Source organism: Serratia sp. CC22-02, assembly GCF_900182895.1.
Classification (GTDB): Bacteria; Pseudomonadota; Gammaproteobacteria; order Enterobacterales; family Enterobacteriaceae; genus Serratia; species Serratia nevei.
Genome location: NZ_FXUD01000002.1, coordinates 688,436 through 703,573, shown reverse-complemented (window position 1 = coordinate 703,573; position 15,138 = coordinate 688,436). Strand labels below are relative to the sequence as shown.

At 62.3% G+C, this 15,138-nt stretch carries 14 protein-coding genes; 5 read left to right on the top strand and 9 right to left on the bottom strand.

Going from position 1 to position 15,138, the window contains the following annotated elements; all coding sequences use genetic code 11:
* The first annotated feature begins 105 nt into the window (after positions 1–105).
* Genes ptrR through fghA form a run of 3 tightly spaced genes read left to right on the top strand, consistent with a single transcriptional unit; the run spans position 106 to position 3,038 of the window.
* Positions 106–1,026, top strand: a complete 921-nt coding sequence (gene ptrR, locus QOL81_RS10290) for a putrescine utilization regulator PtrR (RefSeq protein WP_016928453.1) — start codon at positions 106–108, stop codon at positions 1,024–1,026.
* 30 nt (positions 1,027–1,056) lie between these two features.
* Positions 1,057–2,181 carry an S-(hydroxymethyl)glutathione dehydrogenase/class III alcohol dehydrogenase gene (locus QOL81_RS10285; protein WP_038880962.1) on the top strand — a complete coding sequence of 375 codons (1,125 nt, stop codon included), beginning with the start codon at positions 1,057–1,059 and terminating at the stop codon, positions 2,179–2,181.
* Between the two features lie 14 nt (positions 2,182–2,195).
* Positions 2,196–3,038, top strand: a complete 843-nt coding sequence (fghA, locus tag QOL81_RS10280; protein ID WP_015377214.1) for an S-formylglutathione hydrolase — start codon at positions 2,196–2,198, stop codon at positions 3,036–3,038.
* Positions 3,039–3,092: 54 nt separating this feature from the next.
* Here fghA and QOL81_RS10275 read toward each other — a convergent pair whose 3' ends face one another.
* From QOL81_RS10275 to QOL81_RS10240, 8 genes are all read right to left on the bottom strand, one after another.
* Positions 3,093–3,386 carry a CcdB family protein gene (locus QOL81_RS10275; protein ID WP_373270214.1) on the bottom strand — a complete coding sequence of 98 codons (294 nt, stop codon included), beginning with the start codon at positions 3,384–3,386 and terminating at the stop codon, positions 3,093–3,095.
* 2 nt (positions 3,387–3,388) lie between these two features.
* Positions 3,389–3,631, bottom strand: coding sequence for a type II toxin-antitoxin system CcdA family antitoxin (locus QOL81_RS10270; RefSeq protein WP_078061989.1), 243 nt, complete (start codon positions 3,629–3,631; stop codon positions 3,389–3,391).
* Between the two features lie 80 nt (positions 3,632–3,711).
* The gene (gsiD, locus tag QOL81_RS10265) at positions 3,712–4,620 is read right to left on the bottom strand and encodes a glutathione ABC transporter permease GsiD (protein WP_049233469.1); all 909 of its coding nucleotides are present in this window, start codon (positions 4,618–4,620) and stop codon (positions 3,712–3,714) included.
* A gap of 9 nt (positions 4,621–4,629) precedes the next feature.
* On the bottom strand, positions 4,630–5,550 hold the full coding sequence (gene gsiC / locus QOL81_RS10260; RefSeq protein ID WP_038880960.1) for a glutathione ABC transporter permease GsiC: 921 nt from the start codon (positions 5,548–5,550) through the stop codon (positions 4,630–4,632).
* A gap of 52 nt (positions 5,551–5,602) precedes the next feature.
* Positions 5,603–7,138 (bottom strand): glutathione ABC transporter substrate-binding protein GsiB, encoded by a 1,536-nt coding sequence (gsiB, locus tag QOL81_RS10255; RefSeq protein ID WP_060421388.1) that lies wholly within the window; start codon positions 7,136–7,138, stop codon positions 5,603–5,605.
* A 23-nt stretch (positions 7,139–7,161) separates the two neighbouring features.
* Positions 7,162–9,039: a dipeptide ABC transporter ATP-binding protein gene (locus QOL81_RS10250; RefSeq protein ID WP_283439806.1), complete on the bottom strand. Its 1,878-nt coding sequence runs from the start codon at positions 9,037–9,039 to the stop codon at positions 7,162–7,164.
* A 19-nt stretch (positions 9,040–9,058) separates the two neighbouring features.
* Entirely contained in the window at positions 9,059–10,015 is a 957-nt protein-coding gene (locus tag QOL81_RS10245) for an isoaspartyl peptidase/L-asparaginase family protein (RefSeq protein ID WP_283439805.1), read from the bottom strand.
* A 358-nt stretch (positions 10,016–10,373) separates the two neighbouring features.
* Entirely contained in the window at positions 10,374–10,910 is a 537-nt protein-coding gene (locus QOL81_RS10240) for a DUF924 family protein (protein ID WP_060421380.1), read from the bottom strand.
* A gap of 157 nt (positions 10,911–11,067) precedes the next feature.
* Between QOL81_RS10240 and moeA the strand changes: the two genes are divergently transcribed.
* Positions 11,068–12,306 (top strand): molybdopterin molybdotransferase MoeA, encoded by a 1,239-nt coding sequence (gene moeA / locus QOL81_RS10235; RefSeq protein WP_047728154.1) that lies wholly within the window; start codon positions 11,068–11,070, stop codon positions 12,304–12,306.
* Positions 12,307–12,308: 2 nt separating this feature from the next.
* Positions 12,309–13,064, top strand: coding sequence for a molybdopterin-synthase adenylyltransferase MoeB (moeB, locus tag QOL81_RS10230; protein ID WP_070913996.1), 756 nt, complete (start codon positions 12,309–12,311; stop codon positions 13,062–13,064).
* A gap of 51 nt (positions 13,065–13,115) precedes the next feature.
* Here moeB and QOL81_RS10225 read toward each other — a convergent pair whose 3' ends face one another.
* Positions 13,116–14,708 carry an ABC-F family ATPase gene (locus tag QOL81_RS10225; RefSeq protein ID WP_033637709.1) on the bottom strand — a complete coding sequence of 531 codons (1,593 nt, stop codon included), beginning with the start codon at positions 14,706–14,708 and terminating at the stop codon, positions 13,116–13,118.
* Positions 14,709–15,138 lie beyond the last annotated feature (430 nt).

The following is a 15,138-nucleotide window of genomic DNA, read 5'->3' as shown; positions in this document are numbered from 1 at the left end:
ACCGGTATCCAAAAGGTTAAAAGAAAGTTGCCAGTATCATGCCGCAGTATTAAACTCACAAAAACTGAATAATAGTTATCAAGTTCATCACGAAACGAGAATATTATGGATCTGACCCAGCTTCGCATGTTCTGCTGCGTGGCGGAAACCGGCTCGGTCGCCCGCGCCGCCGAGCAGCTGCACCGCGTGCCGTCGAATTTGACCACCCGGCTGCGCCAGCTCGAGCAGGAGCTGGGCGCCGATCTGTTTATCCGCGAAAAACAGCGCCTGCGCCTGTCGCCGATGGGCCATAACTTTCTGTGCTACGCCAACCGCATCCTGGCACTGAGCGATGAGGCGATGAGCATCACCCACGCCGGCGAACCGGCGGGCAACTTCGCCCTCGGCTCGATGGAGAGCACCGCCGCCACCCGCCTGCCCTCGCTGCTGGCGGCTTACCACCAGCGCTTCTCGCAGGTTTCGCTGTCGCTGACCACCGGCACCTCCGGCGAAATCGCCGATCGGGTGCGCGCCGGCACGCTGGCCGCGGCGCTGGTCGACGGCCCGGTACCCTATGACGAGCTGAACGGCTGCATCGCCTATCCTGAACATATGGTGGTGATTTCCTGTCTCGATCACGCGCCGATCCACAGCGCCAAAGACGCCAATGGCGAAACGCTGTTCGCCTTTCGCGCCAGCTGCTCCTACCGCCTGCGGCTGGAGGCCTGGTTCAAGCGCGAAGGCGCGCGGCCGGGGCAAATTATGGAGATCCAGTCCTATCACGCCATGCTGGCCTGCGTCGCCAGCGGTGCCGGGCTGGCGATGATCCCGCATTCGGTGCTGAGCCTGCTGCCGGGCCATGAGCGGGTCCGGGTTCACACCCTGCCGCCGGACGTGGCCGACACCGCCACCTGGTTGCTGTGGCGCCGCGACGCGTTCGGGCCGAACGTGCGCGCGCTGAAAGAGTTGATTATTGAACAGACGGAAACCGCCGCTGTTGATGAAAGCACCCCCAACGATTTATCAGACGTTGTCGATATCGCCTGATTTAAAAAGAAAACCACTGAGGAGACTATGATGGAGATGATCAAAACCCGCGCCGCCGTTGCCTGGGGCCCGAACCAGCCGCTGAAGATCGAAGAGGTCGAGCTGATGCCACCGCAAAAAGGCGAGGTGCTGGTGCGGATCGTCGCCACCGGCGTTTGTCACACCGACGCCTACACCCTGTCCGGCAAAGATCCGGAAGGCGTGTTCCCGGCGATCCTCGGCCACGAGGGCGGCGGCGTGGTGGAAGCGGTCGGTGAAGGCGTCACCAGCGTGGCGGTCGGCGATCACGTGATCCCGCTCTACACCCCGGAGTGCGGCGAGTGCAAATTCTGTAAATCCGGCAAGACCAACCTGTGCCAGGCGATCCGCGCCACCCAGGGCAAAGGGCTGATGCCGGACGGCACCACTCGCTTCTTCAAGGACGGCAAGCCAATCTTCCACTACATGGGCACCTCCACCTTTTCCGAGTACACCGTGGTGCCGGAAATCTCACTGGCGAAAATCAACAAGGAAGCGCCGCTGGAAGAAGTGTGCCTGCTGGGCTGCGGCGTGACCACCGGCATGGGCGCGGTGATGAACACCGCCAAAGTGCAACCGGGCGACACCGTGGCGATCTTCGGCCTGGGCGGCATCGGCCTGTCGGCGATCATCGGCGCACAGATGGCCGGCGCGGGCCGCATCATCGGCATTGACATCAACACCAGCAAGTTCGATCTGGCCCGCAAGCTGGGCGCCACCGATCTGATCAACCCGAAAGACTATGACAAGCCGATTCAGGAAGTGATCGTCGAGCTGACCGACGGCGGCGTCGATTTCTCCTTCGAGTGCATCGGCAACGTCAACGTGATGCGTTCCGCGCTGGAGTGCTGCCACAAGGGCTGGGGCGAATCGGTGATCATCGGCGTCGCAGGCGCCGGCGAAGAGATTTCGACCCGTCCGTTCCAGCTGGTCACCGGCCGCGTCTGGCGTGGTTCGGCGTTCGGCGGCGTTAAGGGCCGTTCGCAGCTGCCGGGCATCGTCGAGCGCTATCTGGACGGCGAATTCGCGCTGAACGACTTTATCACTCACACCATGGGGCTGGAGCAGATCAACGAAGCGTTCGATTTGATGCACGAAGGCAAATCGATCCGTTCCGTCATCCACTTCGACCAATAAGCCAGGAGGCAGAGATGACGCTGTCATTGGAACTTCTCGAAGAGCACCGCATGTTCGGCGGCTGGCAACAGCGCTATCGCCACGCGGCGCAGAGCCTGAATTGCAACATGACATTCAGCATCTACCTGCCGCCGCCGCGCGATGACAACCCGCCGCCGGTGCTGTACTGGCTGTCAGGGCTGACCTGCAACGACGAGAACTTCACGTTGAAAGCCGGCGCGCAGCGCATCGCCGCCGAGCTGGGTCTGGTGCTGGTGATGCCGGACACCAGCCCGCGCGGCGACGAAGTGCCGAACGACGAAGGCTACGATCTGGGCCAGGGCGCCGGGTTCTACCTGAACGCCACCCAGGCGCCGTGGGATCGCCACTTCCGCATGTACGACTACATCAGCGCCGAACTGCCGGCGCTGATCGAACAGCATTTCAGCGTCAGCGATCGTCAGTCGATCTTCGGCCACTCGATGGGCGGCCACGGCGCGCTGATGATGGCGTTTCGCAATCCGCAGCGCTTCCGCTCGGTATCGGCGTTCGCGCCGATCGTCAACCCGTGCCAGGTGCCGTGGGGCCGCAAGGCGTTCACCGCCTATCTGGGCAGCGACGAAAGCCAGTGGCTGCAGTACGACAGCTGCCATCTGCTGGCCAGCGGCGCGGAAAAAATGCCGGTCCTTATCGACCAGGGCGACGACGACCAGTTCCTGGCCGACCAGCTGCAGCCGGCGCGGTTGGCGGAGCTGGCGCGCCAGCGCGACTGGCCGCTGACGCTGCGCATTCAGCCGGGGTACGATCACAGCTACTTCACCATCGCCACCTTCGTGGAGGATCACCTGCGCTTCCACGCCGAGCACCTGTTCCGTTAATAAAAAAAATCCGGGCGGTTAATAAAACGCCCGGATTTATTTAAAAACCATCAATCAGAAAATCGATGGCAGCTTTATTTGATTCCTGTGCTCATTGGCATTACCAACGGCCTTGCCGAGCTGTGAAATACGTACGGCAGCCATCTCATGGGTCATAACGAGAAACTTTTCGCCGTTTACCTCAATCTCCGGGCACAGGCGTGCAGAAATTTTAACCCTGACGTTATCCAATGCATAAAGAGGGATCATTAACCGGGTCGAGAAGGCATCAATAAGATCGCTTTGAACGTCCAGTAAGTAGGGATAGGCTGATGCCGGATACGTATTGTCATATACGGTAAACTGCATATTCAAAATGTCCGATATTCATCAGACAACAAACCATTTTCTTCAGTGATACGATTAAGTTCTTCTAACGCCGCGCGATTTTGCTCGCGCCACTGTTGAATCTCAATATCCCTGACACGGACGCTCAATGCGTCTGTCAATACGGATGACACATTGACGCCCAGGGATTTTGCGCGCTGGAAAAGGTCGCGATCGATGGTTACGTTGACTGTCTTTTTCGTCACATTGTTATTTGCCATATCCATACCTCATCCCTGTAATATACGCGGGTCAAATTTTCATCAATTATACTCGTAAACAGGGGTATGCCAATTCAGCGATACCCTCACCCCTTCAGTTTCGGATCGAGCGCATCGCGCAATCCGTCGCCCAACAGGTTGAAGGCCAGCACGGTGATGAATATCGCCAGGCTGGGGAAGATCGCCACGTGCGGCGCGATCACCATATCGGCGCGCGCCTCGTTGAGCATCGCCCCCCACTCCGGCGTCGGCGGCTGGGCGCCCAGGCCCAGAAACGACAGGCTGGCGGCGGTGATGATCGAGGTGCCGATGCGCAGGGTGAAATAGACCACGATCGAAGACAGGGTGCCCGGCAGGATGTGCCGCAGGATGATGGTCCAGTCCGAGGCGCCGATGCTGCGCGCCGATTCGATATAGGTCAGGTGCTTCAGCACCAGCGTATTGCCGCGCACCAGGCGGGCGAAGGCCGGAATGCTGAAGATCGCCACCGCAACGATCACGTTGGCCATGCCGCTGCCCATGATCGCCACCACGCCGATCGCCAGCAGAATGCCGGGAAACGCAAACAGTACGTCGCAGACGCGCATGGTGAGGCGATCCCACCAGCCTTCATAGTAGCCGGCCAGCAGCCCCAGCAGGGTGCCGATCGCCCCGCCCGCCAGCACCGAGAACACCCCGGCCGCCAGCGAAATGCGCGTGCCCATCAGGATGCGGCTGAAGATATCGCGCCCGAGGGAATCCACGCCCAGCCAGTGCATCAGCGAAGGCCCTTCGTTCAGCCGGTCGTAATCGAAATAGTTTTCCGCATCGAACGGTGCCAGATAAGGCGCCAGCAGCGCCGCCGCAATCAGCAGCAGCACCAGCAGGCCGGCGACCAGCGCCGCCCGCTGGCGACGAAAACGCCGCCAAAACTCGCTCCACGGCGTGCGTACCGCGTTGGGGTCGATAAGCGGCATCGCCTTCAGTGCGGCGTTGCGCCGCCAATGCTTAATCATGCCGCGTCCTCATTGATAACGAATCGCCGGGTTGATCGCCGCGTACAGCATATCCACCAGCAGGTTGATCAGGATGAACTCCAGCGAGAACAGCAGCACCTCAGCCTGGATCACCGGGTAATCGCGCATCTCCACCGAGTCCACCAGCAACCGCCCCAACCCCGGCCAGTTGAACACCTTCTCCACCACGATCGAACCGCCGAGCAGGAAGCCGAACTGCAGCCCCATCATGGTCACCACCGGGATCATCGCGTTGCGCAGGCCGTGTTTCATCACCACCACGCTTTCCCGCACGCCCTTGGCGCGCGCGGTGCGCATGTAGTCCTCCTGCAGCACCTCGACGAACGAAGCGCGGGTGAAGCGCGCCATCACCGCCGCCACCGCCGCCCCCAGGGTGATCGAAGGCAGAATGTAGTGCCGCCAGCTGTCGGCGCCCACCGTCGGCAGCCACCCCAGCTCGACCGAGAATACCTGCATCAGCAGCATGCCGAGCGCAAAGGCCGGGAACGAGATCCCCGACACCGCCAGCGTCATGCCGAGGCGATCCGGCCAGCGGTTGCGCCACACCGCCGACACCACGCCGATCGCCAAGCCGAACGCCACCGCCCACAGCATGCTGGTGACGGTCAGCCAGAAGGTCGGCATAAAGCGCGAGGCGATCTCTTCGCTCACCGGGCGTTTGGACACCATCGAGATGCCGAAGTCGCCCCGCAGCGCGTTGACGAAGAAGTGCGCGAACTGCTGCGGCAGCGGCTTATCCAGCCCCAAATCCTTGCGCACCAGCTGCACCACCGCCTCGTCGGCCTCCGGCCCCGCCGCCAGCCGCGCCGGATCGCCCGGCAACAGGTGGACGAACAGGAACACCAGCACCGCCACGATCAGCAGCGTCGGGATCAGGCCCAGCAGTCGTTTCAGAAAATAATTGAGCATCTCATTCCTTCCCCCGCCCGCCGCCGCTTGGCCGCAGGCGGGGATGGGCGCCTTATTTCAGATCGGCGTTATCAAAGTTGAACGAGGTATCCGGCATCACGTAGAAGCCGCTCAGCTGTTTGCTGTTGGCCGACAACAGACGTTCGGTCGCCAGGAAGATCCAGGGCGCGTCGGCCCAGATGCGATCCTGCGCGTCCTGATACAGTTTCTGCTTCTCGGCGCGATCGGTGGTCGCCAACGCGTCGGTCAGATCCTTGTCCACCTGCGGGTTGCTGTAGAACGCGGTGTTGAACTGCTTCGGCGGCGCCGCCTGGGTAGAGAACAGCGGCGACAGCGCCCAGTCCGCTTCCCCGGTCGAGGCCGACCAGCCGGTGTAGAACAGCCGCACCCCGGTGTCCTTCACCCCGACGCTCTCCACCTGCGCCGCACGCTGCCCGGCATCCATCGCCGTCACCGTCACTTTCACCCCCACCTGCGCCAGCTGCTGCTGGGTGAACTGCAGCACCTTCTGCGCGGTGCTGTGGTTGTGGGAAGACCACAGCGTGGTGGTGAAGCCGTTCGGGTAGCCGGCCTCTTTCAGCAGCTCGCGCGCCTTGGCCGGATCGTACGGCCACGGCTTATAGCGGGCGGCGAAGTCAATGGCCGGCGGCACCGGGCCTTCCGCCGGCACCGCGTAACCGGCGAACGCCACCTTGATCAGCGCGTCCTTGTTGATGGCGTAGTTCAGCGCCTGGCGCACCTTCGGGTTGTCGAACGGCTTTTGGGTGACGTTCATGCTGATGTAACGCTGCAGGATAGACGGGGCTGCCACCACGTCCAACTTGGCGTTGCCCTCCAGCACCTTGGCCTGCTCGTAAGGGATCGGGAAGGCGAAGGTCGCCTCGCCGGTCTGCAGCATCGCCGCGCGGGTGTTGTTATCCACCACCGGGCGCCAGGTGATGCTGTCGAGCTTCGGCAGCCCCGGCTGCCAGTAGCCGTCGAACTTCTTCACCTTGACGAAATCGGTCTGGTTCCAGGTCACGAACTGATACGGCCCGGTACCGACCGGGTGGAAACCGATCTCTTTGCCGTATTGCTTCAGCGCCGCCGGCGAGATGATCGCCGCCGCCGGGTGCGCCAGGTTGTTGACGAACGCCGAGAACGGCGCCTTCAGCACGATCTTCACCGTATTGGCGTCCACCGCCTCGGTTTTGTCGATCATCTTGAACAGGTTGTAGCGCTTGAGGTGGCTGTCCGGGTTGCTGGCGCGATCGAGGTTTACCTTCACCGCCTCGGCGTTGAACGCGGTGCCGTCGTGGAATTTAACCCCCTGGCGCAGTTTGACCGTGTAGGTCAGGCCGTCTTTGCTGACCTCATAGCTGTCCGCCAGCACGTTCACCAGCTTCATGTCCTTGTCGAAGCCGAACAGCCCCTGATAGAAAGACTTGGCCACCGCCTGCGACAGCGTGTCGTTGGCGTCGTAAGGATCGAGGGTGGTGAAATTGGAGGCCACGGCGATCACCGCGTCCTTCGCCGCCCAGACCGGGCCGGTTCCCGCCGCCAGCAGTACGGCGGCCAACAGCGCATTGCGTTTGAATGTGTGCTTCATGTCGCTTGTCTCTCCTGAGGTCTTTAAAAAGCACCGGCGATCGGGTGGCGGGCGACAAAGTGCCCGGCGCCAACCTGCACCAGCGGTGCGGTAACGGGTTCATCGCCCAGCGCGCGCACCGGGCTCGGGATCTCATCTGCCGGCAGCGGCTGCCGTTTGTGGGCATGAGCGGGATCGGCCACCGGCACCGCCGCCATCAGCTTGCGGGTGTAGGGGTGCTGCGGATTGTCGAACACCGCCTGCCGTGGGCCGATCTCGACGATCTGCCCGAGGTACATCACCGCCACCCGGTGGCTGATGCGCTCCACCACCGCCATGTCGTGTGAAATAAACAGAAAAGCGATGCCGAACTCGCGCTGCAGATCGAGCAACAGATTGACGATCTGCGCCTGAATCGACACGTCCAGCGCCGAGACCGCCTCGTCGGCGATCACCACTTTCGGGTTCAGCGCCAGCGCACGCGCGATGCAGATACGCTGGCGCTGGCCGCCGGAAAATTCGTGCGGGTAGCGGCGCGCATGCTCCGGCAGCAGGCCGACGCGCTCCAGCAGCCAGGCCACCCGTTGCTCCGCCTCCCGGCCGCGCATCACGTTGTGCACCAGCAGCGGCTCCATGATGGAAAAACCGACCGTCAGGCGCGGATCGAGCGAGGCGTAAGGATCTTGAAAGATGAACTGAATATCGCGCCGCAGGTGCTGCAGCGCCGGCCCCTTCAATTGGTCTATCCGCCGCCCGGCGAAGGTGATAGTGCCGCTCTGGCTGTCCACCAGCTTCAGCAGAGAGCGCCCGGTGGTGGACTTGCCGCAGCCGGACTCGCCCACCAGCCCCAGCGTCTCGCCGGGGTAAAGATCGAAACTGACGTTTTCCACCGCGTGCACCCGGCGAGTGACCCGATTGAACAGTCCACCGCGCAGATCAAAGCGCGTAACCAGATGCTCCACTCGCAGGATCGGCGTAGCGTCTGGCGGTACGGTATCCTGCGGCGCCGTATCCTCCTCGCTGCCCGGCAGCGGAAACTTCGCCGGCAGCGGCCGATCGGCCATCGCCCCCAGCTTCGGCACCGCCGCCAACAGCGCCCGGGTATAGGCCTGTTGCGGCGCGGCAAACAGCTCGCGCACCCGATTCTGTTCCACCTGTTCGCCGCGGCGCATCACCAGCACCCGATCGGCGATCTCCGCCACCACGCCCATGTCGTGAGTGATGAAGATCACCCCCATCTGCATCTCCTGTTGCAGCACGCGGATCAGCTGCAGGATCTGCGCCTGAATGGTGACGTCGAGGGCGGTGGTGGGTTCATCGGCAATCAGCAGCGCCGGTTTGCAGGAGAGCGCCATGGCGATCATCACCCGCTGGCGCATGCCGCCGGAAAGCTGGTGCGGGTAGCGCCCCAGCACCTCTTTGGCCTCCGGAATACGCACCAGATCGAGCATGCGCAGCGCCTCCTGGCGCGCGCTGCGGTGGTCCATGCCCTGATGCAGGCGCAGCGATTCGGCGATCTGCTCGCCGACCGGAAATACCGGGTTGAGCGAGGTCATCGGCTCCTGGAAGATCATCGCCATGTCGGCGCCGCGCACCGTGCGCAGCGTGCTCTGCGAGGCCTGAGCGAGATCGAGCAGCGCGCCGTCGCGCCGGCGCAGCGTCATGCCGCCGCCGACGATGCGCCCGCCGCCCTGCTCCACCAACCGCATCAGCCCCAGCGAAGTCACCGATTTGCCGGAGCCGGACTCACCGACGATCGCCAGCGTCTCGCCGCGATCGAGATCGAACGACAGGTTACGCACCGCTGCCACGGCGCCGTCCGGTTGAGGAAAGCTGATGCTCAGATCGCGCACCGTCAGCACCCGCTGCGGCGGCAATGACGGCCCGCCGCCAGCGGCGGGTCGAAGTGAAACGTCGGTCATGCACCCTCCCGGTGAACGCTTAGCGGTAAATCCCGACGGACGGCGCATCGCCGACATAGCCAAAACCGCGATACATCCCCTCGCAGTTGAACGGCAGCGCAAGATTGCCGTGGCGATCGACGGCGATCATGCCGCCGCTGCCACCGAGCGCCGGCAGCTTCTCCATCACCACCCGATCGCTGGCGGCCTGCAGGCTGAGGCCGCCATACTCGATCAGGGCGGAGACGTCATAGGCCGCCACGCCGCGCATGAAGATTTCACCGGTGCCGGTGCTGGAGACCGCCACCGTGGCGTTGTTGGCATAGCAGCCGGCGCCGATGATCGGCGTGTCGCCTACCCGCCCGTCCTGCTTGTTGGTCATGCCGCCGGTGGAGGTGGCGGCGGCGAGGTTGCCCAACGCATCCAGCGCCACCGCGCCGACGGTGCCGAATTTCCGATCGGGATCGAGCGGCTCGCCGGCCTGCGCCGCACCGTCGTGATCGAGCAATACCCGGCCCTGCTCCGCCTGGGCCCGGTGCAGCTGATCGAAACGTTCCTGGGTAAAGAAGAAATCGGGGGTGACCAGTTCCAGGCCGTGGGCCGCGGCAAACTTCTCGGCGCCTTCAGCGGCAAACAGCACGTGTTCGCTGTTTTCCAGCACCGCGCGCGCCGCCAGCACCGGGTTGCGGATGCGGCTGACGCCGGCGACGGCGCCGGCATCGCAGGTGCGGCCGTCCATCACGCAGGCGTCCAGCTCGTGGGTGCCCTGATGAGTGAACACCGATCCTTTACCGGCGTTGAATAGCGGGCACTCTTCGAGCAGCCGCACCGCTTCGGTCACCGCGTCCAGCGCGCTGCCGCCCTGCGCCAGTATCGCCTGCCCGGCGGCCACGATCTCGGACAGTGCCTGGATATACAGCCGTTCTTTTTCCGCACTCAGCGCCGCCCGGGTAATTGCGCCCGCGCCGCCATGAATGGCAATCACTGGTTTGCTCATTTGCCTGACACCCTGTGTTAATCCCGCCGTTGCGCAGCGAATAAGCTGAGCGCGGTATCATTATTATTCAGTCTTTTTCGACTCTATTTAGTCCTGCAGTGGAAGTACAGCATAACGTCCACGCCCCGCTTTTAGCGTAGCGCGCTTAGACCGTTTCGCACCTTGAAATAGCTTATTGGAATAAAAACAGCAGGTTATAAAAAACGGCAAACCGCCGATCCTGCGGCTGAGATTATTGGTAATTTCACGTGCGGAAATAGCGGCATGGCGTAAGGAAATAAACGTTCGCGCTGAATAACGCTTATTGCGGCGCCCGGCCTGCTGTTTTTCCCCCGGCCGGGCGCAGATGATCCAACGATTAAAAGCCTGATCCAGGCTGTTGTAAAAAGGCCTCTTCTTCCGGCGTGCTGGTGCGCCCCAATATCGCATTGCGATGCGGGTAGCGGCCGAAACGATCGATGATCGCCTTATGCCGCAGCTCGAACTCCAGCTGGTCGCCGTTGTTGAGCTCGGTATACAGCACCAGCGCCTGCTGGTGGATCAGCGGCGATTCCGAATGCATGAACGGCAGATAGAGGAAGCCACGCTGCTCGCGGCTCAGCCGTTCGCACTCGCCGCTGCGGATCGCCTCCTGCGCCAGGATCAGCGCCATGCCGTCGCAGGCGAACGACTGTGGCGTGCCGCGGAACAGGTTGCGGCTGAACTGATCGAGCACGATCACCTCCGCCAGGCGCCCTTCGATGGTGTCGCGCCAGTGCGCCAGCTCCCCCGCCGCCGCTGCCCGCCAGATTTCGCCGAAACGGCTGTGCAGCAGACGATCGAAATCGTCGTCCTTTTTAAACCACATGATCGGTTCGATCTCGTCGAACCAGAACTCGATAACCTGTTTATGCATCATGATTCTCCTCTGTTTTGCGCAGTTTATACCCGTTCGCCCCGGCGCCGCAGTACGAAAGATGGCAAGCATAACCCGTTCTCCCCCCCGGCGTTCTCTGCCATAATACCCGCACTTTGTCGCTATTTTAGCGCACCCTGATTACGGAGTTCCCTTTATGGATCATTGCCATACTTCCGATCTCATCTCCCTGGAGCAAGCGCTGGAAAAAATGCTCGGGCAGATCGCCCCGCTGCAGCAGACCGAATCCGTTGCCCTGACCGCCGCCGCCGGCCGCATCACCGCCGCGCCGGTGGTCTCGCCGCTCGACGTGCCGCCGTTCGCCAACTCGGCGATGGACGGCTATGCGCTGCGCCTCGCCGACCTGGCGGCCAATGCGCCGCTGCCGGTCGCCGGGAAGGCCTTCGCCGGTGCGCCGTTCGACGGCCAATGGCCGGCCAACAGCTGCGTGCGCATCATGACCGGCGCCCCGATCCCGGCCGGGGCGGACGCGGTGGTCATGCAGGAGCAGGCCGAGGTGAGCGACCAGGGCGTGCGTTTTACCGCGCCGGTTGAAGCCGGCCAGAATATCCGTCTGGCGGGTGAAGACATTCGCCGGGGCGCGAGCGTGTTGCCGGCCGGCGTGAAGCTGGGCGCCGCGCAGCTGCCGCTGCTGGCTTCGCTTGGCGTCGCCGAGGTGCAGGTAATGCGTAAGCTGAAGGTGGCGGTGTTCTCTACCGGCGACGAACTGCAGCCGGTCGGCCAGCCGCTGCAGGCGGGCCAAATCTACGACACCAACCGTTTCGCGGTGCGCCTGATGCTGGAACAGCTGGGCTGCGAGGTGCTCGATCTCGGCATTATCCGCGACGATCGCGATGCGCTGCGCGCCGCCTTCGAACGGGCGGACAGCCAGGCCGACGTGGTCATCAGCAGCGGCGGCGTCTCGGTCGGCGAGGCCGACTACACCAAACAGATGCTCGACGAGCTGGGCCAGGTTAGCTTCTGGAAGCTGGCGATCAAACCCGGCAAACCCTTCGCCTTCGGCAAGCTGGGCCACGCCTGGTTCTGCGGCCTGCCGGGCAACCCGGTTTCCGCCGCCCTGACCTTCTACCAGCTGGTGCAGCCGCTGCTGGCGAAGCTGGCCGGCCACAGCGACTGGCGCCTGCCGCCGCGCCTGCGGGCGCGCGCATTGACGCCGCTGAAGAAATCGCCGGGCCGCCTCGATTTCCAGCGCGGCGTGTTCAGCAGCAACGCCGCGGGCGAACTGGAGGTCAGCACCACCGGCCACCAGGGCTCACACGTCTTCAGCTCCTACAGCCAGGGCAACTGTTTCATCGTGCTGGAGCGCGAACGCGGTTCGGTGGCGGTAGGCGAAACGGTGGAGATCGAGCCGTTCAACGCCCTGCTGAGGAGCTGAGCATGCTGCCGGAATTGACCGACGCCGAAGCGCTGCGCTACAACCGCCAGATCGTGCTGCGCGGCTTTGACTTCGACGGCCAGGAGAAGCTGAAGGCCGCCCGCGTGCTGATCGCCGGGCTGGGCGGGCTGGGCTGCGCCGCCGCGCCTTACCTGGCGGCGGCCGGCGTCGGCCATCTGGTACTGGTGGATTTCGACACCGTCTCGCTCTCCAACCTGCAGCGCCAGATCCTGCACCGCGACGCTCGCATCGGCCAGAGCAAAGTCGCCTCCGCCAGGCAGGAACTGAGCGCCATCAATCCACATATCCGCATCGACGCGATCGACGGCCGTTTGGAAGATGAGGCGGTTGCGGCAGAGATCGCCGCCTGCGATCTGGTGCTGGACTGCACCGACAACGTGGCGGCGCGCGACACCCTGAACCGCCTGTGCCACGCGCAGCAGAGGCCGCTGGTTTCCGGCGCGGCGATCCGCATGGAAGGCCAGCTCAGCGTGTTCACCTATCAACCGGGCGAGCCCTGCTACCGCTGCCTGAGCCGGCTGTTCGGCGACAGCGCTCTCACCTGCGTCGAAGCGGGCGTGATGGCGCCGCTGGTCGGCACTATCGGCACCCTGCAGGCGATGGAAGCCATCAAGCTGCTGGCCGACTATGGTCAGCCGCTGCGCGGCAAGCTGTTGATGTTCGATGCGATGAGCATGCAGTTCCGCGAGATGAAACTGCCGAAGGATCCGCACTGCGAGGTGTGCGGCGGGGAATGACGGATAAAAAAAGGGCGGGATAATTCCCGCCCTGATGCGTTGCCGCGAGGGTTACACGATGCCCTGGCTGCGCAGATAGTCTTCGTAGTTGCCGGTAAAGTCGATCACCTTGTTCGGGGTGATTTCCAGAATGCGCGTCGCCAGCGAGCTGACGAACTCACGGTCGTGGGAGACGAAGATCAGCGTGCCTTCGTACATCTCCAGCGCCATGTTCAGCGATTCGATGGATTCCATATCCAGGTGGTTGGTCGGTTCGTCCATCACCAGAATATTCGGGCGCTGCATCATCAGCTTGCCGAACAGCATGCGGCCCTTCTCGCCACCGGACAGCACCTTCACTTTCTTCTTGATGTCGTCCTGGCTGAACAGCAAACGGCCCAGCACGCTGCGCACCGCCTGCTCGTCGTCTTTTTCCTGCTTCCACTGGCTCATCCAGTCGAACACGGTCAGGGTATCGTCGAACTCGTATTCGTGATCCTGCGCGTAGTAACCGATGCGGGCGTTTTCCGACCACTTCACGGTGCCGCTGTCCGGCTGCGCGTCGCCCACCAGCGTTTTCAGCAAGGTGGTTTTACCGATGCCGTTGGCGCCCAGCACCGCAACCTTCTCACCCACTTCCACCATCAGGTTCAGCTTGCTGAACAGCGGGCCGTTGTCGAAGCCCTTGGTGAGCGCTTCCACTTCCAGCGCGTTACGGAACAGCTTCTTGTCCTGATCGAAACGGATGAACGGGTTCTGGCGGCTGGAGGCCTTCACTTCTTCCAGCTGGATCTTGTCGATCTGGCGGGCGCGCGAGGTGGCCTGCTTGGATTTGGAGGCGTTGGCGCTGAAGCGGCTGACGAACGATTGCAGCTCGTTGATCTGCGCCTTCTTCTTGGCGTTGTCGGCCAGCAGACGTTCACGCGCCTGGGTGGCGGCGGTCATGTATTCGTCGTAGTTGCCCGGGTAAACGCGCAGTTCGCCGTAGTCCAGATCCGCCATGTGGGTGCAGACCATGTTCAGGAAGTGACGGTCGTGCGAGATGATGATCATGGTGCTGTTGCGTTCGTTCAGCACCTGCTCCAGCCAGCGAATGGTATCGATGTCCAGGTTGTTCGTCGGTTCGTCGAGCAGCAGGATTTCCGGATCGGAGAACAGCGCCTGCGCCAGCAATACGCGCAGCTTCCAGCCCGGCGCGATTTCGCTCATCGGGCCGTAGTGCTGTTCCACCGGAATACCGACGCCAAGCAGCAGTTCGCCGGCGCGCGCTTCGGCGGTGTAACCGTCCATCTCGCCGTAGGCGACTTCCAGATCGGCCACTTTATAGCCGTCTTCCTCGCTCATCTCCGCCATGGCGTAGATGCGGTCGCGCTCTTCCTTCACCGCCCACAGCTCGGTGTGGCCCATGATCACGGTGTCCAGCACGCTGTATTGTTCGAAGGCAAACTGATCCTGACGCAGTTTACCCAGGCGCTCGTTCGGATCGAGGAACACGTTGCCGCCGGTCGGCGCCAAATCGCCGCCGAGGATTTTCATAAAGGTGGACTTGCCGCAGCCGTTGGCGCCGATCAGGCCGTAACGGTTGCCGCCGCCGAATTTAACAGAGATGTTTTCAAACAACGGCTTGCTGCCGAACTGCATGGTGATGTTGTTGGTGCTTAACACAGCGCTCGCTCTTTATACATAGGGAATGTGATTTGGCGCGCATTATGCCACAACGGGGTGCAGAGATCGCGGGAAGTTTTGGTGACATTTTGAGCGGCGCCGACGGATGAATCATACCTGCGTTGGATAATACCGATGAAAGGTCACGGGGAGGCTTCGCTCAGCAAACCGTACAATAGCTCGAACAAATTCACAAAACATATTAATTATCGGTATTAATTAAAATAAAAAATGAAATACATTCTCGCCAGATACCGCACCAGGTAAGAATAAATCGCACCTGAATACCTCTTGAGAATCATTGATACAGTCAACACACTTCTATTTAATTCTATTTCTTGCCGACTATCGCCACATATTCTGCTATACGCGACATTTTGTGACCCCCTTCTTAAATGCCAGGATTTTTTCGATGATTAATGCGCTACAG

Bases quoted from the DNA above. Each gene is read 5' to 3' on its own strand.
- ptrR (WP_016928453.1), top strand. From the start codon at position 106: ATGGATCTGACCCAGCTTCGCATGTTCTGCTGCGTGGCGGAAACCGGC.
- QOL81_RS10285 (WP_038880962.1), top strand. From the start codon at position 1,057: ATGGAGATGATCAAAACCCGCGCCGCCGTTGCCTGGGGCCCGAACCAG.
- fghA (WP_015377214.1), top strand. From the start codon at position 2,196: ATGACGCTGTCATTGGAACTTCTCGAAGAGCACCGCATGTTCGGCGGC.
- QOL81_RS10275 (WP_373270214.1), bottom strand. From the start codon at position 3,386: ATGCAGTTTACCGTATATGACAATACGTATCCGGCATCAGCCTATCCC.
- QOL81_RS10270 (WP_078061989.1), bottom strand. From the start codon at position 3,631: ATGGATATGGCAAATAACAATGTGACGAAAAAGACAGTCAACGTAACC.
- gsiD (WP_049233469.1), bottom strand. From the start codon at position 4,620: ATGATTAAGCATTGGCGGCGCAACGCCGCACTGAAGGCGATGCCGCTT.
- gsiC (WP_038880960.1), bottom strand. From the start codon at position 5,550: ATGCTCAATTATTTTCTGAAACGACTGCTGGGCCTGATCCCGACGCTG.
- gsiB (WP_060421388.1), bottom strand. From the start codon at position 7,138: ATGAAGCACACATTCAAACGCAATGCGCTGTTGGCCGCCGTACTGCTG.
- QOL81_RS10250 (WP_283439806.1), bottom strand. From the start codon at position 9,039: ATGACCGACGTTTCACTTCGACCCGCCGCTGGCGGCGGGCCGTCATTG.
- QOL81_RS10245 (WP_283439805.1), bottom strand. From the start codon at position 10,015: ATGAGCAAACCAGTGATTGCCATTCATGGCGGCGCGGGCGCAATTACC.
- QOL81_RS10240 (WP_060421380.1), bottom strand. From the start codon at position 10,910: ATGCATAAACAGGTTATCGAGTTCTGGTTCGACGAGATCGAACCGATC.
- moeA (WP_047728154.1), top strand. From the start codon at position 11,068: ATGGATCATTGCCATACTTCCGATCTCATCTCCCTGGAGCAAGCGCTG.
- moeB (WP_070913996.1), top strand. From the start codon at position 12,309: ATGCTGCCGGAATTGACCGACGCCGAAGCGCTGCGCTACAACCGCCAG.